The organism is Bradyrhizobium sp. UFLA03-84 (genome assembly GCF_002289535.1).
GTDB classification, from domain to species: Bacteria; Pseudomonadota; Alphaproteobacteria; order Rhizobiales; family Xanthobacteraceae; genus Bradyrhizobium; species Bradyrhizobium viridifuturi.
In genome coordinates, this window is the sequence record NZ_NSJY01000017.1 from 447,551 (window position 1) to 469,195 (window position 21,645).

17 protein-coding genes are annotated in these 21,645 nt (G+C 66.1%); 6 read left to right on the plus strand and 11 right to left on the minus strand.

Annotated features, from left to right (window positions below; genetic code table 11):
• Positions 1-67 precede the first annotated feature (67 nt).
• From CK489_RS34855 to CK489_RS34865, 3 genes are all read right to left on the minus strand, one after another.
• Positions 68-1,219: a DegT/DnrJ/EryC1/StrS family aminotransferase gene (locus CK489_RS34855; protein ID WP_074130158.1), complete on the minus strand. Its 1,152-nt coding sequence runs from the start codon at positions 1,217-1,219 to the stop codon at positions 68-70.
• A gap of 50 nt (positions 1,220-1,269) precedes the next feature.
• Entirely contained in the window at positions 1,270-2,286 is a 1,017-nt protein-coding gene (locus tag CK489_RS34860) for a Gfo/Idh/MocA family protein (protein ID WP_095735455.1), read from the minus strand.
• A 246-nt stretch (positions 2,287-2,532) separates the two neighbouring features.
• Positions 2,533-3,945 carry a mannose-1-phosphate guanylyltransferase/mannose-6-phosphate isomerase gene (locus tag CK489_RS34865; RefSeq protein ID WP_095735456.1) on the minus strand — a complete coding sequence of 471 codons (1,413 nt, stop codon included), beginning with the start codon at positions 3,943-3,945 and terminating at the stop codon, positions 2,533-2,535.
• Positions 3,946-4,294: 349 nt separating this feature from the next.
• On the opposite strand from CK489_RS34865, the gene CK489_RS34870 reads away from it, so the two are divergent.
• Together CK489_RS34870 and CK489_RS34875 are read left to right on the plus strand one after the other, a co-directional pair.
• Complete coding sequence (locus CK489_RS34870; protein ID WP_095735457.1) at positions 4,295-5,263, plus strand: lysylphosphatidylglycerol synthase transmembrane domain-containing protein; 969 nt, start codon at positions 4,295-4,297, stop codon at positions 5,261-5,263.
• A gap of 49 nt (positions 5,264-5,312) precedes the next feature.
• A complete protein-coding gene (locus tag CK489_RS34875; RefSeq protein ID WP_095735458.1) occupies positions 5,313-6,323 on the plus strand; it encodes an MraY family glycosyltransferase in 1,011 nt (336 codons plus the stop codon).
• Between the two features lie 5 nt (positions 6,324-6,328).
• Here the strand turns inward: CK489_RS34875 and CK489_RS34880 are convergent, their stop codons facing one another.
• From CK489_RS34880 to rfaD, 6 genes are all read right to left on the minus strand, one after another.
• The gene (locus tag CK489_RS34880) at positions 6,329-7,270 is read right to left on the minus strand and encodes an NAD-dependent epimerase/dehydratase family protein (protein WP_050631155.1); all 942 of its coding nucleotides are present in this window, start codon (positions 7,268-7,270) and stop codon (positions 6,329-6,331) included.
• A complete protein-coding gene (locus CK489_RS34885; protein WP_095735459.1) occupies positions 7,267-8,481 on the minus strand; it encodes a glycosyltransferase family 4 protein in 1,215 nt (404 codons plus the stop codon). The genes CK489_RS34880 and CK489_RS34885 overlap by 4 nt, the downstream gene beginning before the upstream one ends.
• Positions 8,482-8,529: 48 nt before the next feature.
• Entirely contained in the window at positions 8,530-10,443 is a 1,914-nt protein-coding gene (locus tag CK489_RS34890) for a nucleoside-diphosphate sugar epimerase/dehydratase (RefSeq protein WP_095735460.1), read from the minus strand.
• 83 nt (positions 10,444-10,526) lie between these two features.
• Positions 10,527-11,807 (minus strand): O-antigen ligase family protein, encoded by a 1,281-nt coding sequence (locus CK489_RS34895; protein WP_095735461.1) that lies wholly within the window; start codon positions 11,805-11,807, stop codon positions 10,527-10,529.
• 8 nt (positions 11,808-11,815) lie between these two features.
• A complete protein-coding gene (rfaE1, locus tag CK489_RS34900; protein WP_095735462.1) occupies positions 11,816-13,288 on the minus strand; it encodes a D-glycero-beta-D-manno-heptose-7-phosphate kinase in 1,473 nt (490 codons plus the stop codon).
• Between the two features lie 18 nt (positions 13,289-13,306).
• A complete protein-coding gene (gene rfaD / locus CK489_RS34905; protein WP_050631152.1) occupies positions 13,307-14,287 on the minus strand; it encodes an ADP-glyceromanno-heptose 6-epimerase in 981 nt (326 codons plus the stop codon).
• A gap of 137 nt (positions 14,288-14,424) precedes the next feature.
• Between rfaD and waaF the strand changes: the two genes are divergently transcribed.
• A complete protein-coding gene (gene waaF, locus CK489_RS34910) occupies positions 14,425-15,489 on the plus strand; it encodes a lipopolysaccharide heptosyltransferase II (RefSeq protein ID WP_095735463.1) in 1,065 nt (354 codons plus the stop codon).
• Here waaF and CK489_RS34915 read toward each other — a convergent pair.
• Positions 15,471-16,511, minus strand: a complete 1,041-nt coding sequence (locus CK489_RS34915) for a glycosyltransferase family 4 protein (protein ID WP_095735744.1) — start codon at positions 16,509-16,511, stop codon at positions 15,471-15,473. The genes waaF and CK489_RS34915 overlap by 19 nt on opposite strands.
• 137 nt (positions 16,512-16,648) lie before the next feature.
• Here CK489_RS34915 and galE point away from each other — a divergent pair, with 137 nt between their 5' ends.
• Together galE and CK489_RS34925 are read left to right on the plus strand one after the other, a co-directional pair.
• On the plus strand, positions 16,649-17,662 hold the full coding sequence (galE, locus tag CK489_RS34920; protein WP_095735464.1) for a UDP-glucose 4-epimerase GalE: 1,014 nt from the start codon (positions 16,649-16,651) through the stop codon (positions 17,660-17,662).
• A gap of 108 nt (positions 17,663-17,770) precedes the next feature.
• Positions 17,771-19,579 carry an ABC transporter ATP-binding protein gene (locus tag CK489_RS34925; protein WP_050631150.1) on the plus strand — a complete coding sequence of 603 codons (1,809 nt, stop codon included), beginning with the start codon at positions 17,771-17,773 and terminating at the stop codon, positions 19,577-19,579.
• On the opposite strand, the gene CK489_RS34930 is transcribed toward CK489_RS34925, so the two are convergent.
• Positions 19,580-20,773 carry a dipeptidase gene (locus tag CK489_RS34930; protein WP_095735465.1) on the minus strand — a complete coding sequence of 398 codons (1,194 nt, stop codon included), beginning with the start codon at positions 20,771-20,773 and terminating at the stop codon, positions 19,580-19,582.
• A 147-nt stretch (positions 20,774-20,920) separates the two neighbouring features.
• On the opposite strand from CK489_RS34930, the gene CK489_RS34935 reads away from it, so the two are divergent.
• Complete coding sequence (locus CK489_RS34935) at positions 20,921-21,622, plus strand: fumarylacetoacetate hydrolase family protein (RefSeq protein WP_050631148.1); 702 nt, start codon at positions 20,921-20,923, stop codon at positions 21,620-21,622.
• Positions 21,623-21,645: the final 23 nt, after the last annotated feature.

Sequence of the window (21,645 nt, forward strand, 5' to 3'; positions counted from 1 at the left end):
GTTTCGTATCAGGCCGTTAACGATTTAGGCATGATCGAGCCCGAAAACCGGAAACCACTTTTCGGGATCATGCCTGTAGCGCGCTGCGCACAGCCGCGATGACGCGGTCCTGCGCCGCCTCGTCGAGATAGGGGTGCATCGGCAGGGCAATGACGTCCTTCGACAGCCGCTCGCTGACCGGCAGGCCACCGTCGGCAACCGGATAGTGGCTGTAGGCCGTCTGCTGATGGACCGACTTCGGATAGTAGATCATGGTCGGGACGCCCTGCGCCTTCAACGCCGCCGCGAAGGCGTCGCGATCGATGCCCTCGGACAGGCGGATGGTATACTGCGCCCACACCGAGGTGCAGCCGGGAGCAACGCGCGGCACCGCGACGAGGTTGCCGAGTGCGCGCGAATAGCGTTCCGCGACCTTGTTGCGCGCCGCGATCTCGTCGTCGAAGATCTTCAGCTTCTCGAGCAGGATCGCCGCCTGCATGGTGTCGAGCCGCGCCGTGAGGCCGAGCCGGACGTTGTCATACTTGTCCGAGCCCTGGCCGTGGACGCGGATGCTGCGCAGCGTGCGTGCGAGCTCCTCGTCGTCGGTGAAGATCGCGCCGCCGTCGCCGAAGCAGCCGAGCGGCTTGGCCGGGAAGAAGCTGGTGCCGGTCGCGAGCCCGAAAGTGCCGAGCCGGCGGTTCTTATAGGTTGCGCCGAAGCCCTGCGCGGCGTCATCCAGCACAAAAAGGCCCTCGGCTTCGGCGACCGCGCTGATCGCATCGTGGTCGGCGCTCTGGCCGAACAGGTCGACCGGGATCACGGCCACCGGCTTTAGTCCGCGCGCCCGCGCCGTCGCAATGCCGCGCTTCAGCGAGTTGATGTCGATGTTGAAGGTCTCCTCGTCGACATCGACGAAGACCGGCGTCGCACCGGTCAGCGTCACGACCTCGCCGGTCGCGCAGAAGGTGAAGGTCGGGCACAGCACCGCGTCGCCCGGGCCGACATTCTTCGCCATCAGCACCATCAGCAGCGCGTCGGTGCCGCTGGCGCAGCTCACCACATGCTTGGCTCCGGTATAGTCCGCCAGCGCCTTCTCCAGCGCGGTGACCTCGGGCCCGTTGATGAACTGGCAATGGTCGAGCACGCGCGCGACCGCGTCATCGATCGACTTGCCGAGCCGCCGGCGCTGCGCGGAAATATCGATGAAGGGAATGGGCTCAAGCTGCATATGCTGGTTCATGGAAGCTCTTTGCACGTGTTGGATGGATGACAATCAGCCGGTGAAGACGATCAGCCGGCGATGCGGCGCGGTCCCTTGCGCATCGTCGAGGCGGCGGGCCGCGCGGGCGATTCCAAACAGCGGATCGCGATCTCGAGGCTGGCGACGCCTTCGTCGCCGGACACCGCCGGCAGCTTGCCGCTGCGCACGGCATCGAGGAAGGCGATCAGTTCGGCGCGGAGCGGCTCGTCGTGTCCGACCGGCAGATGACGCATCGAATAGCTGCCGTCCGGCTTGAAGCCGAAACATTCGGTGACCTGGCGCGTGAGCAGGTCGCCCATCACATACTTGCCGCGGGTTGCGACCGTGACGTTGCGCGCCTTGAACGGCGTCAGCCAGTTGGTGTTGATGTGGGCGAGCACGCCGGACGCCGTGCGGAACTGGAGCAGCGCGATGTCCTCGCGCTCGGCCACCGCGCTCGAGAGCTGCGGCTGCACCTCGACGATGTCGGACTCGGTGAACCAGCGGATCAAATCGATGTCATGCACGGCGAGATCGATCACGACGCCGACATTGGACATCCGCGGCGGGAACGGTCCGACCCGGGTGATGCCGATCGACAGGATGTCCTCGCCCGAGATCGCCTGCTTGATCGCGGCAACCGCCGGGTTGAAACGCTCGACATGGCCGACCATCAGCGTGACGCCGGCCCGCTCGGCGGCGGCGACGATCTCGCGGCCCTCTTCGACCGTGGATGCGACCGGCTTCTCGACCAGGATGTGGATGTTGCGCGCGATGCAGGCGAGCGCGATCTCGTGATGGAGATGGGTGGGAGCTGCAATCGTCACCGCATCGATGCCCTCGGCGAACAGCTGATCGAGGCTTTCGAAGGCGCGGCAGCCGACCAGGTCGATGGCGCGCGTGCGGTGTTCGGGCAGCGGATCGACGATGCCGATCAGCGTGACGCCGGGCAGTCCAGCCAGCACGCGGGCATGGTTGCTGCCCATCACGCCGGCGCCGATCACGCCGACGCGCAGGGCGCGGCCGATATCGGCCTTTGCGCCGGCTACGGACACTTTTGCATTCATATCGTAGACCCCAAGTAACGTTCTGGCGGTTGTCCCGGCTCCTCAAGGAGCCACACCGGCTCCGAGGGAATCAGCACCTAGGCCCTCTTCCCGATCTGCGCCTTCGGCGCAAATCACCCCGCTTCGTTGGCAGCCGCTATAGCACGGCGTCACAAATGTGGCGATTGCCAAGGGCGAAATCCGGACACGTTTTGATTCAAAGAGTTACATCGCCCGCGGCCGCAGATTCGCGCGGGAACCGGCGCCTCAGCTGCGCTGATAGTCGTCCTCGATGCGGATGATGTCGTCTTCGCCGAAGTAGCTGCCGGTCTGCACCTCGATCAGCTCGAGCTGGATCTTGCCGGGATTCTCCAGCCGGTGCACCGCGCCGATCGGGATGTAGATCGACTCGTTCTCGTGCACCGTCTTGACCAGCTCGTTGACGGTGACCTGCGCGGTGCCGCGCACCACGATCCAGTGCTCGGAGCGGTGATGGTGCTTCTGCAGGGACAGCCGCCCGCCCGGCTTGACGATGATGCGCTTGACCTGGTGGCGGTCGCCATTGTCGACCGACTGATAGGAGCCCCAGGGGCGATGCACCTTGATGTGGTTCTCGGTCACCCCGGGCGCGGTGACCTTCAATTTCGCGACCAGCCGCTTCAGCCCGTTGGCGTCCTTCTGGCGCGACACCAGCACGGCGTCCTGGGTCGCAACCACGACGAGGTCGTCGACGCCTTCGAGCGCGACCAGCGCCCGGTCGGTCGCGACGTTGCAATTGCGGCTGTCCTCGAACACCGCCGTACCGCGCGCCGCATTGCCGAGACTGTCCTTGTCGGAGAGCTCCCAGACCTGACGCCACGAGCCGATGTCGGACCAGCCGCACGCCACCGGCTCCACCGCGGCAAGAGCGGTCTTCTCCATCACGGCGTAGTCGATCGAGATCGCCTCTGCCGCGCCGAATGCCGATGCATCGAGCTTGACGAAGCCGAGATCGCGCGTTGCGTTAGCGACCGACTGCTCCACCGCAGCAATGCTGTCCGCATCGACGTTGCGATACTCGTCGAGCAGCACCCCGGCGCGGAACATGAAATTGCCGCTGTTCCAGAGGTAACCCGCATCGATATAGCCTGCCGCCGTCGCGGCATCCGGCTTCTCGACGAATTTTGCCACCGCGCGCACCTCGCCGGCGACCACCGCGCCCGGGCTGATGTAGCCGTATTCGGTGGCAGGCCGTTCCGGCTTGACGCCGAATGTCACGATGCGGCCGGCTTCGGCAGCCACCAATCCGCCGCGGCACGCGGCCACGAAGGCCAGCGTGTCCCGCACCAGATGATCGGCGGCGAGCGCCAGCACGATCGCTTCATTGTCGCGGCTCTGCGCGAACGCCGCACCGGCCGCGATGGCGGGCCCGGAGTCGCGGCGCATCGGCTCGAGCAGCACGTCGGCCTCGCGGCCGATCTCGGCCAGCTGCTCCAGCACCATGAAGCGATAGGCCTCGTTGGTGATCACGATGGGACGCTCGAACAAGGTCGGATCAGAGACCCGCAGCAGCGTCTCCTGGAAGGTCGAGCGCGCCCCGAACAGCGACAGGAACTGCTTCGGATGCACCTCGCGTGACGCCGGCCAGAGCCGCGTGCCAGCGCCGCCACACATGATCAGGGGAATAATTCGTCGATCCATCGATGCCTCTAGTCCTGTCGTGCACGTCCTATCGTATCCATCCGCGGACGGCACACCGAATTTGGCCGGGCCGCCGCGGCCGGCAGCCCTGTTCCTGGAGAGCACGATCCGAGCAGTCACGCGCCCCCACGCGTCTGGTCGGATTTTACCGGTTTCGTAAAACTCCCGGTGAGCGGCGGGGCGTCCCCGCTCCAGCCTGTTTAGCCGCCCCGTCGCGCCTGCCGCAATAGGGACCAGTACGGGTATTGCCAGATCGCCGCGGAAACCATACCAAGGCGGCGAATTTGGGCGCGCGAAAGCGTTTTGCGCTGTTTTTGACACATCCTGAAACCTGGCAGCGCGAACGGAAATGCGCCGAATCCTGCTTTCGACCGTCAAGATCCTGATCTCGGCCGCGCTGCTCTATTTCTCGCTGCGCAAGGTCAATCTGTACGATCTGGCCTCCCGCATCCAGGTCGAGAGCCTCGGCTGGCTCGGCCTCGCCATTGCGATCACCTTCCTGCAGATCTTTCTCGGGGTGCTGCGCTGGCGCGAGATCAGCGTCGAGTGCGGCGCGCCGCTGGGGACCGCCCAGGCGATGCGCTTCAACGTGATCGGCACCTTCTTCAACCAGACCCTGCCGTCCTCGATCGGCGGCGATGCCGTGCGGCTCTGGCTCGTCGCGCGCGCCGGTGCCGGCTGGCGGGCGGCCACCTATTCGATCTTCGTCGACCGCGCGGTCGGACTGATCGCGCTCGCCGTCGTGATCGCGGCCACCCTGCCCTGGAGCTACCGGCTGATCTCCGATCCCAACGGCTGGACCGCATTGCTGCTGCTCGACCTTGCGGCGCTCGCGGCCGGATTCGGCTTCCTGGTGATCGGCCTGTTGCCGTGGGCCTGGCTGAAGCAATGGTGGGCAACGCACCACATCCACGCCTGCGCGGTCATCGCGAACCGGGTGCTGTTCAGCCGCAAGCACGGATTGCGGGTCGCGGCGCTCTCGATCGCCATTCACGTGGTGACGGTCGTGATCGCCTGGTGCGTGGTGAAGTCGATCACCGCCCCGGTCACCTTCGGCCAGATCTTCCAACTGTTGCCGCCGGTGATGCTGATCACGATGATGCCGATCTCGATCGCCGGCTGGGGCGTGCGCGAGGCCACCATGGCGCTGGCCTTCGGCTATGCCGGATTGATCGCGAACGAAGGTGTCAACATCTCGCTGTTGTTCGGCGCGGTGTCGTTCGCGGTCGGCGTGTTCGGCGGCCTGGTGTGGATCCTGAGCCCCGAAAAGGCCGCCAAGGGCGCAGCGCCGATCGAAGTCCCGGGATCACAATCGTGATTCCCGGGATCACAAGCGTGAGTCCCGGGATCGCAGTGACCGGACCAGCATGAGCAGCTTCGAGATCCTCCTGTCGTTGATCGCAGCGGCTCTGGCCGCATCGATCTCGGCCGTCCTGATCCGGGCGACACGGCCGGTGCTGCTGCGCGTGGCGCTGGCGAAACCGAATGCGCGCTCGTCGCACCGCATTCCAACGCCGCAGGGCGCCGGCATCGCGGTCATTGCGGCCACGCTGCTCGCAGGCGGGATCGTCATCGTGCTGGCCGGATCGCCGGACCTGACGATTCCATTCACGGTGTTTGCGGCCTGCCTGTTCATCGCGGTGGTAGGGTTTGCCGACGACCTCCGCTCCCTGCCCGTCGTCCCGCGGCTGCTGCTCCAGGGCGCCGCCGTTGCCGCCGTGGTGTTGTCGATGCCGGGCGAGCTCAGGCTCGTCTCGGCCTGCCCGCTCTGGCTCGAACGCAGCCTGTTGCTGGTCGCCGGCCTCTGGTTCGTGAACCTCGTCAACTTCATGGACGGGCTCGACCTGATGACGGCGGCCGAGGCCGTGCCGATCACGGTTGCGGTCGCCCTGCTCGGCTGGTTCGGCCATGTCCCCGCGGCAACCACGCTGGTCGCGGCCGCGCTGTGCGGCGCGCTGCTCGGCTTTGTGCCGCTCAACCGGCCGGTGGCCAAGATATTCCTGGGCGATGTCGGCAGCCTGCCGATCGGCCTGCTGCTCGGCTGGTGCCTGCTCGAGCTCGCGCTGCATCAGCAATTCGCCGCCGCGCTGCTGCTGCCGCTGTACTATTTGACGGATGCGACGGTCACGCTGTTTCGCCGCATGGCGCGGCGCGAACCATTCTGGGCCGCGCATCGCTCGCACTTCTATCAACGCGCGACCGACAACGGCTTCACGGTGTGGCGTGTGGTCGGCGAAGTCTTTGCGCTCAACATGGTGCTGGCGCTGCTCGCCTTCGCCTCGGTCGCGCTCAACTCGCTGGTTGCCGACCTCGCCCTGCTGCTGGCCGGCGCGGTCGCCGTCGCCAGGCAGCTGCGCCGGTTCTCGCGCGCATTCTGACCGGCTCAGATATCGGTTCGGCTCAACGCGCGCCTCAGCCCCTCATCGAGGCTGATCGGCTGCTGCCATCCGGTGCTTGCGATCTTGGACAGATCGAGTTCAAGCGAGGCGAACAGGCTGTCATAGGCCTCCTTGCGGCCACCCATCGTCAGCGACACCTTCAGGAGCGGCGGTGGCAGCCAGAACAGGCGCGGCGAGGTTTCCGCCGCGCGGGCCAACCGTTCGACGAACTCCCGCGTCGAGACCTGCTCGCGATCGGCCACCAGAAACACGTCGAAATCGTTTCCCGGTTGCGACAAGCGATGCAGGATGAACGACGCTAGGTTTTCCGCCGACAGGAACGCGCGGCGGTTCCTCACATAGGCCAGCGGAAGCGGCATGCGATTGAGCACCGCGCGCTTGAGCAAGGCGAAATTGCCTTTCGCACCGGCGCCGTAGATCAGCGGCGGCCTGATCACGGTCACCCTCATGCCGCTGCCCGGCGCAATCTCCTTGAGCCCGACTTCGGCGGCCGCTTTCGAGTTTCCGTAGAGGCCGCGGGGCGTCAGGACATCATCCTCGCGAAACGGAGGGCGCCCGTAATTGCTGCGCCCATGCACCAGGATCGTGCTGACAAAGACGAAATCCCGAACCCCCGCCGCAACCGCCGAACGCGCCAGATGCAGCGTGCCCTCGATATTGACGTTGCGGTAGAGCTCGATCGCCTGCTCATCGGACTGCTGGTGAACGCGTGCCGCAAGATGAACGACGGCGTCCACGCCCTCGAGCGCGGCGCGCCAGTCAGTGGCGGGGCTGAGCGAGCCGATCGCCACGTCGTTTGCATCCTGCGGCGCGGTTCGCACCGCGCGCCGCACCAGCCAGCCGTTCTGCGCCAGCTCGGGCACCACATGGCGACCGACGAAGCCGCTCGCACCCGTCACCAGAACCGTCGGGCGACGATCAGTCATGCTGTCCGCTCCATATCGTGATCGGATAACAGCTCCGCGACCAGCGCAGCATAGCTCGACAGGGCCCGCTCGGCACTGAAGGTCCGCGCGGTCGCGACGGCGCGCTCGGCCATCTCCGTGTCCTGCGATCGCGATGCCAGCCTGACGGCATCGGCGAGTTGATCGGGCCGCCCCGGCGTGACGACCCAGCCGAGCCCGTTCTCGCTGACGGTCAAGGCCGCCTCGGCCTCGGGCTCGGAGACCAAGATGACCGGCCGGCCGGCTGCGAGCAGATTATAGAACCGGCTCGGCACCGATACACCGGCAACGTCCTTGCGATAGGGGATGAGCCAGACGTCCGCACTGGAGAGCAGCGCATCCAGTTCGCCATCCGCGACGCGGTCGACCAGCGTGACGTTGGCGAGTTGCGCTGCGGCCTGCATCGCCTTCAACCGCGCAAAGCCCATGCCCCATCCCGAGAGCAGGAAGTGGATATCGGGCTCGTCGCGCAACAGCCGCGCGGCCTGGAAGACGATGTCCGGATCGTGGGTGAAGCCCAGATTGCCGGACAGGCCGACGACGAAGCGGGCGGGAATCGCCTTGCGAAACGGATTATCCGGGCTGACGGGACGATTGCCGGGGGCGAGCGTGGCCCAGTTCGGAATGAACCTGATCTTGTCCGGCGTCATCCCGCCATAGCGCAGCAGAAGCTTCTCGGCGTCGCGGCCGATGACGATCACCGCGTTCAAGGCACGGAACATCAGCGCGTTGATGCCGCGCATCGCCCGCGCGACCAGCGAGGACGGCCGCAGCAGCCCGGCCATCACGAGAACGTCCGGAAACAGGTCGTGCAGGATCAACGCCGACCTGGCCCCCTTCAGCCTCGCCGCGATGGCAACCGCATAGGGAAGCGCGAACGGAGCGGTCACCGTCAGCGCCACGTCGCCCCGCTGCAGCCGCGACAACAGCGCAAAGAACATCCGGCCGGTGAACAGCGCCTCGGCCAGTGCGCGCTTGATCAGCGCCGCCTTTCCCGGCAGCCAGTTCCTGATTTCGACGACCGCGGGCCGCCCTGGCGCCGGCGCCGTCGCCGAGCCCGGCATCCCGGAGACCACCACCACCTCCGCCTCCTGCGCGATCCGTTCGGCTATCGCGAACATGATCGCGGCGGTCGTGCTGTGGTCCGGCGGATAGTGCTGGCTGGCGACCACGACTTTTCGAGAACTGGGCATCAATGGCTTTCGAAACGGTCCTGCCTCATCTTCAGCGGGACGGCGCGGTCAGGCGGCATTCGACCCGAACTCGGGCACCGCGTCCTGAAGGACGGCACGGATGGTCACGCGGTCATCTCGCTCGATCGCATCTTCGAGCGCTGCGAGCCACTTGCGCAGCGTCGACATCGGAGGCTGGTTCGGCTTGGCGGCCATGACGCCGGCGACGCCGATTTCGAGTGTCGGCTCCTGGCTTGCGAACAGGATCTCGTTCAGCCGCTCGCCCGGACGGATGCCGCTGAACACGATCTCGACGTCGACGCCCGGTTGCAGGCCCGACAGGCGGATCATCCGCTCGGCGAGATCGACGATCTTCACCGGCTGCCCCATGTTCAGCACATAGACCGAGACGTCAGGCCGTGCCGGCGTCATGGCGTGGGTCGCGGCGGTGATCACGAGATCGCAGGCTTCGCGGATCGTCATGAAATAACGGACCATGTCCGGATGGGTGACGGTGATCGGCCCGCCGGCCTCGATCTGCGCCTTGAATTTCGGCACCACGGATCCGTTGGACGCCAGCACGTTGCCGAACCGCACCGAGATCAGCCGCATATGCGACTTGCCCTTGGCTTCGATCATCAGGTCGTGATCCATCGCCTGACAATACATCTCGGCGAACCGCTTGGTCAGGCCGAGCATCGATACCGGCTCGATCGCCTTGTCGGTCGAGATCATCACCATGGCGCTCGCGCCCGCGGCACGCGCCGCGTCGGCGACGTTCACAGACCCGAAGATGTTGGTCTTGACCCCTTCGCTCCAGTCGCGCTCCAGGATCGGCACATGCTTGAGCGCCGCGGCATGGAACACGATGTCGGGCTTGAACTCGCTCATCAGGCGCGTGATGCGCTCGCGATCCCTGATGTCGGCGATCCTGCCCTCGATCTCGGGGCCGGAGTCGCGCGCGGACAGCGCCTCGGTGACCGCATAGAGCGCAGGCTCCGAGTTCTCGACGACCAAGAGGCGCGCGGCGCCGAAGGTCGCGACCCGGTCGCAGATCTCCGCACCGATCGAGCCGCCGCCACCGGTCACGATGACGGACTTGCCCTTCACCAGCGCCTCGAGCCGGGCGTAGTCGATCCTCTGGCTCGGACGCAGCAGCAGGTCCTCGACCGCGACATTGGTGAGCCGCGGCGCATCTCCGCCCTCCAACGACGGCAGGCGGCTGACCATCAGGCCAAGCCGCTTGGCGCGCATCAGCAGGCTCTCCGGATGCGCGTCCGGCTCGAAGGCCGAGGGCGTCATGACCACGCGCTTGATCGGCCGCTGCCGGCTCTCGAAATCCCGAATCACGGCCTCGATGTCATCGACGCCGCCGACCACGGGGATGTTGCGGATCATCTGGCCGCGGTCCGCGGCCGAGGGCGACAGCACGCCGACCGGCCAGAGCCGCTTGATGGCACCGTTCTCGATGCCGCGCAGCACGACTTCGGCATCGGCCGTGCGCCCGACCAGCAGCGCCGGCGCGGCATTGTCGGACCGGGCATGAAGCCGCGTGCGCGAATAACGGAAGTAGCGATAACCCAGCCGCAACGCGCTCAGCGCGAACACTTCCAGGAAGAAGAACAGGATGATCGTGACCCGGCCGAGGAACACCGGGCTCAGCGAGGCTGCTCCCGTGAAAAAGTAGACGTAGTCCAGCACGACCAGCGCCAGCGTCAGCACCGCCGCCACCCGCAGGATGTTCACCGCGTCCGGCAACGAGGTGAAGCGCCATTTCGCCGTCGTCAGGTTGGAGAAATAGCTGACCACAATGCTGAACAGCACGAACCACGGCAGAATGCGCAGCAGATGCGGCAACCGATCCGTGAGCAGGCTGCCTTCGAAGCGCAGATAGAAGCTCGCCAGCAACGCAAACGTCGTCGCGAGCGCGTCATGCGCCAGAATCAGGAAGTTGCGCAGGGTGAATTGTGAAAGACGCGTCATCTAGCAGACGGGTTGCTGGCAACTGGGAGTTGGCGACAAGACATTGGCAGGCTGTAGCGTATCTGCGGAGCCCTTGCCAGCGATCATGGACGGATCGAAGGCTCGGGTTCCAAATCGGCCCCCAATCGCCCCTTCAACGCCATGCCGCCGGCAACCCCGACGCCCAGCACATACATCCAGCCTTCGTGAAAGTCGAAGATGTGTGAATTAAACAACGAACTTGAAATATTCTGTACCACGACGAGAAGCCCGATCCAGTTGACGAGGCCGTCGCCGCGGAACAGCAACAAGTGCAGTAGCCACATCGCGTACAGTATCGCCACACCTACAATGCCCCACTGCACGGCGACGTTCAACGTTTGATTGTGGGGATTTCCGATCACCTCCCCCGATGCCTGGTTCACACCACCGGTCGCGACGCGCTCGAACAGGCCCCGCGTTGCTCCGGTGCCGTGGCCGATGACCGGGGCTTCGGCGAAGAAGCCGAGCGACTTGCGCCAGAATTCGAGCCGCAAGCCGAGCGACGTCGGCTCGTTGCGCTCCATGTAGAGCTTGTAGTCACGCCCGAATGACTCGGCCGTCCGTCGCAGCGGCGACGATCCATACCACGCCACCACGGACAACGCGGCGGCCGCGCAAAGGATCAGGACGATGCTGCGCCAGCGCAGATGCAGCAGCGCAAACACCGCGAACATGATCGGAACCGTCACGATCGCCGTCCGCGACACCACCACGAGCGCCATGTTGGCGAACAGGCTGAGCGCAATAGCCACCAGCAGCACGGCCGGCAAGATGCGTTTGTCCCGCAGCAACATCACGATCGGATAGGCCAGCGCGACCGCGCACAGCGTGAATTCCTGGCTCTGGTCAATGTAGTTCTTGACGAACACCCCCTGTTCGCCCGGCGCGGCCGCCCGCAGCGCGAGGTGCGGATAGGCCAGCACCAGCCAGGACATCAGCATCAGCAGCGTGCAGGACACGAGGAAAGCCACGAACACCCACGTGCCGCGGGTCGAGCGTTGGAAATGATAGAGCAGCACCGGGAGCACTAGGAGCTTTGCGGTCGGCCCGACCGCATACAATCTCGTGCCCCAGGCGGCGTCCGACCACAGCGTTCCGGCGAGCGCGAGGCAGAACAACGCGATCGGCGCCACGCAGATCGGCCGCTTCAGCAACGTCCAGAACGCCCGGAGGTCGACGGTCGGCGCAATCGCGATCAGCAGCACCACACCGAAGATGCCGACCAGCGAGGTCGACCACGGCAGCGACAGCGCGATCAGAACCGCGACGACGTCGGTCGTGGTGTGCCAGCGCGCCGGATCGCGCCAGGCCGGACACGCCGCGGTCGGTGCCGATGATGCCATGCTCGCGCTCACGCCTTGCCCTCGCGGGCGCGGGCAACCAGCGACGTCGTGCTGTGGCCCTGCAGGATCTCGACCAGCACCACCTCGCCGCCGGCGGCCTCGACGATCTCGTGACCGACCACCTGCTCGCGGGTGTAGTCACCGCCCTTGACCAGCACGCTCGGCCGCACCTTGGTGATCAGGTTGATCGGCGTGTCTTCCTCGAAGATCGCGACGAGATCGACGGCTTCCAGCGCCGCCAGGACCTCGGCGCGGGCGCGCTCGTTCTGCACCGGACGCCCCTCGCCCTTCAGTCGCTTCACCGAGGCATCGCTGTTCAAGCCGACGATGAGGCGGTCACAGGCGCCGCGCGCGGCGGTCAGGACCTTGACGTGACCGGGATGCAGGATGTCGAAACAGCCATTGGTGAAGCCGATGCGCAGATCCTGCCGGCGCCATTCCTCTAGATACGCATCGATATCGCCACCGGCCGGGACGATCTTGTCCTCGGCCGCGAGCGACGCGTGAGGCAGGATCCGTCGCCGCAGTTCGGCGGTCCTGACGATCGCAGTGCCGATCTTGCCGACCGCAACCGCCGCCGCGGCACTCGCGATCCGCAGCGCGCCGTCCCAGTCCGCACCGCCGGCGAGCGCGAGCGCCAGCGCCGCGGCGACGGTATCGCCGGCCCCGGAGACGTCACGCACCTTGACCGGCAGCGCCGGCACATGGATCGATCCGCCGTCCCGCGTCACCAAGGTCATGCCGCGCTCGCCCTGCGTCACCAGCATCGCCTCGCAATCGGCGAGGACCATCGCATCGGGCGCCGCCTGCGTGATGCTGTCCTGGCTATCGGCGCGGCTGCGGGTCGCCTCGGCGAACTCCTTGCGGTTCGGCGTCAGCACGGTCGCGCCGCGATAGATCGCGAGATTGGCGCTCTTGGGATCGACGATCACGCGCTTCTTCGCCTGACGCGCGGCGTCGATCACGTTGCGGATCACGCGCGCCGTGAGCACACCCTTGGCATAGTCGGACAGCAGCACGATGTCGGCCTGCGCAAGGCGCGGCAGGATGGCGTCGATCAGCTGCTGCTCGACGGCGGGCGCCGCCGGCGCCGCGAGCTCCCAATCGGAGCGCAGCATGTGGGTCGAGAACTGTTCGGAGACGAAGCGCACCTTGCGCGTGGTCGGCCGCGCGGCGTCGCGCACCAGCACGGTCTCGATGCCGGCCTCCTTCGCGAGCGCCTCTGAGAGCACCGTGCCGGCGGCATCCTCGCCGATCAGGCCGACGAAGATACAGCGCCCGCCGAGCGAGGCGATATTGCGCGCGACGTTGCCAGCGCCGCCGATATTGATCTCGCTGCGCCTGACCGCGATCACCGGCGCCGGCGCCTCCGGCGAGATCCGCGACACCTCGCCGTAGACGAACTCGTCGAGCATGAGGTCGCCGACGCAGAGCACGGTCTGGCCGGACATTGCACGGGAGATCGCTTCAAAATCGAACATCAGTCACCGTCATCCGCTCTAGCGATAGCGATCGGCGCGGTCGAGGAAGCCGTTCACATAGGCCCCAACCGCGTCTTCTAGGCGGGTGAATCCGCCATTGTACCCAGCGTGCGCGAGACGATCGACGACGCTCTCGGTGAAGTATTGGTAACTGCCGCGAATCTGCTCGGGCATGTCGACATACTGGATGTTCGGCTGCAGCCCGAGCGCGCCATACGCCGAGACGATCAGGTCCTTGAAGCTGCGCGCCTTGCCGGTGCCGACATTGAACAGCCCGGAGACCCTCGGCGTCGCGATCAGCCACATCATTACCCGCACGACGTCGTCGACATAGATGAAGTCGCGGCGCTGGTCGCCGTCGGCGATGCCCTCGCGATGCGACTTGAACAGCTGCACGACGCGGCCGGCTTTGATGTCGTCGAAGCGGCGCGCCAGCACGCTCATCATCGGACCCTTGTGATATTCATTCGGGCCGAACACGTTGAAGAATTTCAGCCCGGCCCATTGCGGCGGCAGGGGTTCGCCTTTCAGAGCGCGCTCGGCGACGGCGAGATCGAACAGGTTCTTGCTCCAGCCGTACAGGTTCATCGGCCGCAGCCGCTTCAGCGCCTCGACCGAGGCGTCATCGTCAAAGCCCTGCTCACCGTCGCCATAGGTCGCCGCCGAGGAGGCATAGATGAAAGGGGTCGCATTCGCGGTGCACCAGTCCAGCAGCCGCATCGAGAGACGGAAATTGGTCTCGATCACCAGATCGCCGTCGGTCGCCGTGGTCTCGGAAATGGCGCCGAGATGGATGACGGCTGAAAGCCGCCGCCCCTTCAGCCAGTCGCCGAGCTCGGCCGGGGGAACAACGTCGGCCAGCTGACGCTTGGCGAGGTTCCGCCACTTGCCGTCCTGTCCGAGGATGTCGCAGACCGCCACGTCGCTGCGCCCGGCGTCATTCAACGCAGCCACGACGTTCGAGCCGATAAAACCGGCGCCCCCGGTTACCAGAAACATGATGAAATCCCGCCAGATTCCCGTTGTCAGCCGCCAGCTTTGCCCCACTCCCGCGCCACAGGCAACGACGGCTTTACCTCTTATCGCGAACCGGTTACCGACTTGGCCGCGCCGGTCCGGCCTTGGCCCATTTAGAAATGAATATTGATTCAATATCTGATATCGAAACTGAGGATGCCGAGGATACCAGACCTATCCTCGTCGTGCCCTATGTTTGGATCGGCGATTTCGTGCGCGGCCACACTGTGGTCAGGGTGCTTCGCAAGCGCTGGCCGAACCGGCCGGTTGACCTGCTGACGTCAAGGCTTTGCGCCCCTCTGGTCGACTACATGCCCGGTGTCCGCGCCGGGATCGTGTTCGAGCTGCCGCGCAGCCGGCTGGCGCTGGCCCAGCAGCGGGCGCTGGCGACCGAGCTTCGAGCGCGGAATTACGCCACCGCGCTGGTGCTGCCTCGGACCTGGAAGTCCGCCATAGCACCGGCGCTGGCGGGCATCCCGGAGCGGATCGGCTTCTTCGGCGAGGCGCGGTTCGGCCTGATCAATGCGATGCGGTGGGGCGAACAGAAGCAGCCGCGCTTCATCGACAAGAACGCCATCCTGGCGCTACCGGACGGCGCCGCCCGACCTCCCGAATGGCCGGTGCCACAGCTTCGGGTTCCCGCCGACGAGATCGGACAATGGCGGCAGGCCAACGGGCTCGGCAGCAATCCCGCCATCGTATTGGGCCCCGGCTCGGTCGGCGCCTCCAAGCGATGGACCTATTATCCGGAGGCCGCGCGGCTGTTCGCCGAACGCGGGTTCGACGTCTGGGTGGTCGGCGGCCCCGGCGAGAAGGCATTGGCGCAGGAGATCGTGGCTGCCGGCGGTGCGCGGGTCCGCGATCTCACCGGCACCGATTTGCGCAACGGCGTGCTGGCGATCGCCGCGGCCAGTGTCGCGATCGCCAACGATTCCGGGCTGATGCACATCGCGGCCGCGATCGGCACGCCGACCATGGGCATCTTCGGTCCGACCGACCCGTATCTCTGGGCGCCCCTCAATCCGCTCGCCGCGACGGTGCGACAGACCAAAAGCAAGCTGCCTTGCCAGCCGTGCCAGCGCACGGTCTGCACCATGAACGATCATCGCTGCATGCGCGACATTGCGGCCGAGGAGGTCGTGGAGATTACGCAGCGCGTGCTGGCTCAGATCAGCGTGCGATAGACCCTGGCGATCGCGGCCGCCTCCGCATCCAGGCTGAACTTATCCACAACTCGTTGGCGCGCCCGCGCCCCCATCGCTTCGGCCGATGCCGGATCGCGCATCAGCGGCTCGAGCGCGGCCGCCAGCGCGTCGGCTTCGCCGGGCGGCGTCAGCACGCCGGTCGCGCCATCCTCGACCACGAACTCGGCGGCGCCCGCGCGCGCGGCCACGAGCGCAGCGCCGGCCGACATCGCCTCGATCAGGGTCAGGCCAAAGCCCTCGTTGCGTGAGGTGAAGGCATAGATCGTCAGCCGCTGGTACCAGCGCACGACATCCTCGATCGGCAGTTCACCCGTGATGACGATGCGCGATTGTAGCCCCGCGGCCTCGATCTTCCGCTTCAGCTCGCCCGCGAAGGCGAGTTGCTCCGGCACCACGGCGCCGACGATGACGGCGGTGAAATCGGGATAGCGCGGCAGCAGCCTGCACATCGCCTCGACGAACACGTCGCTGCCCTTCTGCGCGCGCACCCGCCCGAAGCAGCCGATCGCATAGCGTCCCGCCAATCCACTCTCGGCAAGCGCCGCCGCGCGATCGGCCGGCGGCGCATAGCGATCGGTGTCGACGCCGTGCATCACCACCGTGGCGTCGCGCTTGAGATAAGAGGCCGACAGCGGGCTGGTGGCGATGATCGCATCCATGTTGCGGATCAGCCAGCGCGTCAGCCATGTGTGATGACGCTGCGCGGCCGAGGTGAACAGCAGCTTCAGCGGCCAGCCGAGCGCGCGCAGCACGAGCCCTGCGATCATCTCGTCGTTGCGCCGCGCGTGCCAGATCACCGGCTGGGCGCGCCGCCACAGCCGCATCAGATCAGCGAATCCCATCGCGTCGATGCCGTCGGGGCGGTGCGAGCCGAGCCAGCCTGCGCGAAACATCTTTGCAAGCTTCGGCGCGACCATGCGGTTGGTCGCGGTGACACCCGAATAGCGCCGGTGCAGGTTGGGCACGATGAGCTCAAGCTCGCCGGCAGGTGTGTTCTCGATCGGCACGCAAGTCTCCGTTTCGCGCCAGTTCCTATACGCAACATTAAGCATAGTGGCCAGTTCGGCCGCGGCGAAACCCCCTCTTCACCGCACTCCCGCTAGCATCGCCGGTTAAAGATATCGGGAGAGCTCTACACATGACCGTGCTCGTGACCGGCGGTGCCGGCTATATCGGAAGTCACATGGTTCATGCGCTGGTCGATGCCGGCGAGAGCGTCGTCGTCGTCGACAATCTTTCCACCGGCTTCTCCGCGTTCCTGCCCGAAGGCGTTCCGCTGTTCATCGGCGATGCCGGCGACGAGAACCTCGTCGAGGGCGTGATCGCACAGCACGGCATCGACAGCATCATCCATTTCGCCGGCTCGGTGGTGGTGCCGGATTCGATGCGCGATCCGCTCGGCTATTACCGCAACAACACCATGACGACGCGCAGCCTGCTCAATGCTGCCGTGAAGGGCGGCGTCAGCCGCTTCATCTTCTCCTCGACCGCCGCCGTCTACGGCAATCCGGACCAGGTACCGGTGCCGGAGATCGCGCCGACTCGTCCGCTGTCGCCCTACGGCTCGTCCAAGCTGATGACCGAGATCATGCTGCACGATGTCGCATCGGCGCATGGCATGAACTACGTGGTGCTGCGCTACTTCAACGTCGCCGGGGCCGACCCGAAAGGCCGCGTCGGCCTTGCCACCATCGGCGCCACCCATCTGCTCAAGATCGCGGTCGAGGCCGCGACCGGGCAGCGCGCCAAGATCGACGTTTTCGGCACCGACTATCCGACCCAGGACGGCAGCTGCGTGCGCGACTTCATCCATGTCAGCGACCTCGTCGAGGCGCACCGCTCGGCGCTGGCCTATCTGCGCGGCGGCGGGCAATCGGTGACGATGAATTGCGGCTACGGCCGCGGCTATTCCGTGCTCGAGACCATCGAGGCGGTGCGCCGGGTCTCGATGCGCAATTTCGCGATCGCCTATGCCGCGCGCCGGCCAGGCGACATCATGACCATGGTGGCGGATACGACACGGATCCGCTCGCTGCTCGACTGGACCCCGCGCTACGATGATCTCGAGACCATCGCGAGCCACGCGCTGGCCTGGGAGGAGAAGCTGTTCCGGGAGCGCGGGGGCGCCGCGCGACAGGCAGAATCGGCCTAAAAATCAAGCCGTTATCAAGCCTTTATTGTGCTTGAAAAAGCCCCGCCAAGCGGGCAATGAGGTCCGCAACCCTGACGGCCGGCGCTGCCCGCCGTCAATGGAACGCGGATGGCTCAGTTTCCAAAGAAAATTACCGACGATCCCTACGGCGCGGCGATCCTGATCCGCCGCCTGGTCACGGAACAGGGGATCACCTACTGGCGGCGTTATCTGACGGCGTTCGCCCTGATGGCGGTTGCCGCCGGCTCGACGGCGGGCGCCACCTATGTGCTCGGCCAGGTGATCAACCAGGCCTATGTCGACAAGAACATCCCCGGCATCGCCATGTTCGCCGGGATCACCGTGGTGCTGCTGTTCATCAAGGGCGTGGCGACCTACGGCCACATGGTGATCCTGTCGAAGATCAGCAACGCGATCCTGGCGCGGAACCAGCGGCAATTGTTCGCCAAGCTGATGAGCGAGAGCATCGGCTTCTTTTCGCAGCGGCACTCGTCCGAGTTCCTGGCGCGGCTCACCGCCGGCGCCAAGTCGATCACCGACGTGCTCAACATGCTGGTCAATGCGATCGGCCGCGACTTCCTGATGCTGATCAGCATGCTCGCGGTGATGATCTGGCAGGACCCGCTGATGTCGTTCATCGGGCTCGTGGCGGTGCCGCCGGCGATGCTGATGCTGCGCAGGCTGGTGAAGCGGATCAAGGGTCTCGCCTACAACCAGTTCACCGGCACAGCCGATATCATGGAGACGATGCAGGAATCGCTGCAAGGCATCCGCACCGTAAAGGCGTTCACGCTGGAAGACGCCATGCAGCAGCGGATCGACGAGAACATCTCGATCGTCGAGCGCAACGCCAACAAGATGGCGCGGGTCGCCAACCGCTCTAATCCGCTGATGGAGATGCTCGGCGGCTTTGCCGTCGCCGGCTGCCTGATGTATGGCGGCTATAGCGTGGTGGCGCTCGGCTCCACGCCGGGGCAGTTCTTCACGTTCCTGACCGCCTTCCTGATGGCGACCGAGCCGGCCAAGCGGCTGGCGCGTCTCAACATCGACCTCAACAGCCAATTGGTCGGCGCGCGGATGCTGCTCGAGGTGGTCGACAGCCCGGCCAGCGAGCAGGTCGATGACGACAAGCCGGCGCTGAAGCTTTCCGACGCGCGGATCGAGCTGCGCGACGTCAGCTTCGCCTATCGCCCCGGTGAAGCGGTGCTGAACCGCATGAGCTTCACGGCCGAGCCCGGCAAGGTCACCGCCCTGGTCGGCCCCTCCGGCGGCGGCAAATCCACCGTGCTCGCGCTGCTGCTGCGCTTCTACGAGACGCAGGAGGGCGAAATCCTGATCGACGGCCAGTCGATCTCACAAGTCTCGCGCAGATCGCTGCGGCAGCAGACCGCCTATGTCGGCCAGGACGTCTATCTGTTCCGCGACACCATCCGCGCCAACATCGCCTTCGGCAAAGGCGGCGCCACCGAGACCGAGATCATCGACGCCGCCAAGGCCGCCTGCGCGCACGACTTCATCATGAGCTTCCCGCTCGGCTACGACACGCCGGTCGGCGAGCACGGCACGCAGCTGTCCGGCGGGCAGCGCCAGCGCATCGCGGTCGCCCGCGCGCTGATCAAGAACGCGCCGATCATCCTGCTCGACGAGGCCACCGCCGCGCTCGACTCGGAGTCCGAAAAGCAGGTGCAGGAGGCGATCGAGCATCTCTGCCAGGGCCGCACCACGATCGTGATCGCGCACCGCCTGCACACCATCATGCATGCCGATGCGATCCTGGTGGTCGAGCGCGGCGAGATCGTCGAGCGCGGGCGTCACGAGGAACTGTTGCGCCGCGGCGGCCGCTACGCCTCGTTCTTCCGCCTGCAACACCGTCAAGACGCGCCGCTGGCACTGGCGCCGATCAGCGCTGCCGGCTGATCATCCTTTCCCGTCCTTCGGGACGATGCCTGCGCGCAGCACGCGCAGGACATTGCCGCCCATGACCTTGCGGATGTCGTCCTCGGAGAACCCGCTCGACATCAGCGCCTGGGTCACGGCGGCGATCCCGCCGGCATCGAATCCCGTGATGGTCGAGCCGTCGAAATCCGAGCCGAGGCCGACATGGTCGATCCCGACGAGGTCGCGGACATGGGCGATCGCCCGCGCGACATTCTTTGGATCGAGCGAACACACGGCGCCCTGCCAGAAGCCGATGCCGATCACGCCGCCGGTCCTCGCGACGCCCCTGACCTCATCGTCGGTGAGATTGCGGTTGACCTTGCAGGTCGCCTGAACGCCGCCATGGCTCGAGACCACCGGACGCGTCGCCATCGCCAGCACGTCGGCGACCGCCGCGTGGCTCGCATGGGCGAGGTCGACGATCATTCCGATCGCTTCCATCTGCTGCACCACCTGCCGGCCGAGCGGCGTCAGCCCGCCCTTTGCCACGCCGTGCATCGAGCCTGCGACATCATTGTCGAAGAAGTGCGTGAGGCCGGCCATCCTGAAGCCGGCGGCGTAAAGCACATCGAGATTGTCGATATTGCCTTCGAGGTCATGCAGCCCTTCGACCGAGAGCATGCCGCCGACCACCGTCACGCCGTTCTTGCGATCCGCGAGCAGGCGATCGATGTCGGCCGGTGTCATGACCACGCGAAGCCGGCCAGCGGACCTGTCGGCGAAGCTGTGCAATTTCTCCGCATGCCACAACGAGCGCTGCAGCGGCGAGAACCACGTCCGGGGCGGCTGCAGATCGATGATGGCGAGGTTCGTGATCGTGTCGGTGTCGTCGGCGTTGGCATCGTAGTTCTGGCCCTTGGGCGACTTGGTGACCGACGAGAACACCTGCAAGGCGTACCGGCCCTCGATCAGGCGCGGCAAGTCGATATGGCCACGATCCGATCGCGCGATCAGATCGCGCTTCCACAACAGGCTGTCCGCGTGCATGTCCGCCACGTCGAGCGTCGCCTGCAAGGCCTGCGTGGCGGGCGTGATGTCCACGGCCACGCGCTGGACCTTGTTCTGTCCCCGATCGATCCGTTCCGGGGTCACCACAAAAAAGCGAACGGCGGAGGCGGCCAGGACCGCCGCGACCAGGGCAAGACCGATCGAAAGCCATCTCCGCGTCGGCATCACCGCTCGCGCCTGCCGAAGGCAGCCGCGCCCGGCGGAAAGCTGGCCTCACCTCTGCGCCCGGTGCAACCGCAGCCACTAGCCCTGAGCGGCGTAAGCGCGTAAAAACCGCCCGCGCTCCCTCCTTCAACCCTCCGGGACCCGTTCATGAACGCCGCCTCCACCGTCATTCCGCTTCCCCCGCAGCCCTCGCTTCCCGTCGTCGGCGAGTCCGGCACCTATCCGGTCCGCCGCATCTGGTGCGTCGGCCGCAACTATCTCGAGCATATCAGGGAGATGGGCAATGACGAGCGCGCACCGCCGTTCTTCTTCGGCAAGCATGCCGACATGCTGGTGCCTGATGGCGCGACGATCCCCTATCCGCCGCTAACCAAGGACCTGCATCATGAGGTCGAGTTGGTGGTGGCGATGAAGAGCGGCGGGCTCAACATTCCCGCCGACAAGGCGCTGGAGCACGTCTACGGCTATGCCGTCGGCATCGACCTGACCCGCCGCGACCTGCAGATCGCCTCGCGCAAGAAGGAGCGGCCCTGGGAGATCGGCAAGTCGTTCGACTATTCCGCGCCCTGCTCCGCGATCCAGCCGGCCTCGAAGATCGGCCACCCCAAGGCCGGCAAGATCTGGCTCACCGTCAACGGCAAGGAAGCGCAGAAGGGCGACCTCACCGAATTGATCTGGAACGTGCCGGAGATCATCTGGCAGCTCTCGCAGCAGGTGAAGCTCGCCGCCGGCGACATCATCATGACCGGCACGCCGGCCGGCGTCTCGCAGTTGCAGGTGGGCGACAAGCTCGAATGCGGTGTCGACGGCGTCGGCAAGCTCGCCGTGACGATCGGCAAGCCTGAATAGTTACCCGCTGCAACCCAGCAGCA

Excerpts from the sequence above, each read along its gene's own strand:
- CK489_RS34870 (WP_095735457.1), top strand. The coding sequence starts at position 4,295 with ATGCGCCGAATCCTGCTTTCGACCGTCAAGATCCTGATCTCGGCCGCG.
- CK489_RS34885 (WP_095735459.1), bottom strand. The coding sequence starts at position 8,481 with ATGCCCAGTTCTCGAAAAGTCGTGGTCGCCAGCCAGCACTATCCGCCG.
- CK489_RS34935 (WP_050631148.1), top strand. The coding sequence starts at position 20,921 with ATGAACGCCGCCTCCACCGTCATTCCGCTTCCCCCGCAGCCCTCGCTT.
- CK489_RS34855 (WP_074130158.1), bottom strand. The coding sequence starts at position 1,219 with ATGAACCAGCATATGCAGCTTGAGCCCATTCCCTTCATCGATATTTCC.
- rfaD (WP_050631152.1), bottom strand. The coding sequence starts at position 14,287 with ATGTTTCTGGTAACCGGGGGCGCCGGTTTTATCGGCTCGAACGTCGTG.
- waaF (WP_095735463.1), top strand. The coding sequence starts at position 14,425 with ATGAATATTGATTCAATATCTGATATCGAAACTGAGGATGCCGAGGAT.
- CK489_RS34875 (WP_095735458.1), top strand. The coding sequence starts at position 5,313 with ATGAGCAGCTTCGAGATCCTCCTGTCGTTGATCGCAGCGGCTCTGGCC.
- CK489_RS34880 (WP_050631155.1), bottom strand. The coding sequence starts at position 7,270 with ATGACTGATCGTCGCCCGACGGTTCTGGTGACGGGTGCGAGCGGCTTC.
- CK489_RS34860 (WP_095735455.1), bottom strand. The coding sequence starts at position 2,286 with ATGAATGCAAAAGTGTCCGTAGCCGGCGCAAAGGCCGATATCGGCCGC.
- rfaE1 (WP_095735462.1), bottom strand. The coding sequence starts at position 13,288 with ATGTTCGATTTTGAAGCGATCTCCCGTGCAATGTCCGGCCAGACCGTG.
- CK489_RS34895 (WP_095735461.1), bottom strand. The coding sequence starts at position 11,807 with ATGGCATCATCGGCACCGACCGCGGCGTGTCCGGCCTGGCGCGATCCG.
- CK489_RS34890 (WP_095735460.1), bottom strand. The coding sequence starts at position 10,443 with ATGACGCGTCTTTCACAATTCACCCTGCGCAACTTCCTGATTCTGGCG.
- CK489_RS34865 (WP_095735456.1), bottom strand. The coding sequence starts at position 3,945 with ATGGATCGACGAATTATTCCCCTGATCATGTGTGGCGGCGCTGGCACG.
- CK489_RS34925 (WP_050631150.1), top strand. The coding sequence starts at position 17,771 with ATGGCTCAGTTTCCAAAGAAAATTACCGACGATCCCTACGGCGCGGCG.
- galE (WP_095735464.1), top strand. The coding sequence starts at position 16,649 with ATGACCGTGCTCGTGACCGGCGGTGCCGGCTATATCGGAAGTCACATG.
- CK489_RS34930 (WP_095735465.1), bottom strand. The coding sequence starts at position 20,773 with ATGCCGACGCGGAGATGGCTTTCGATCGGTCTTGCCCTGGTCGCGGCG.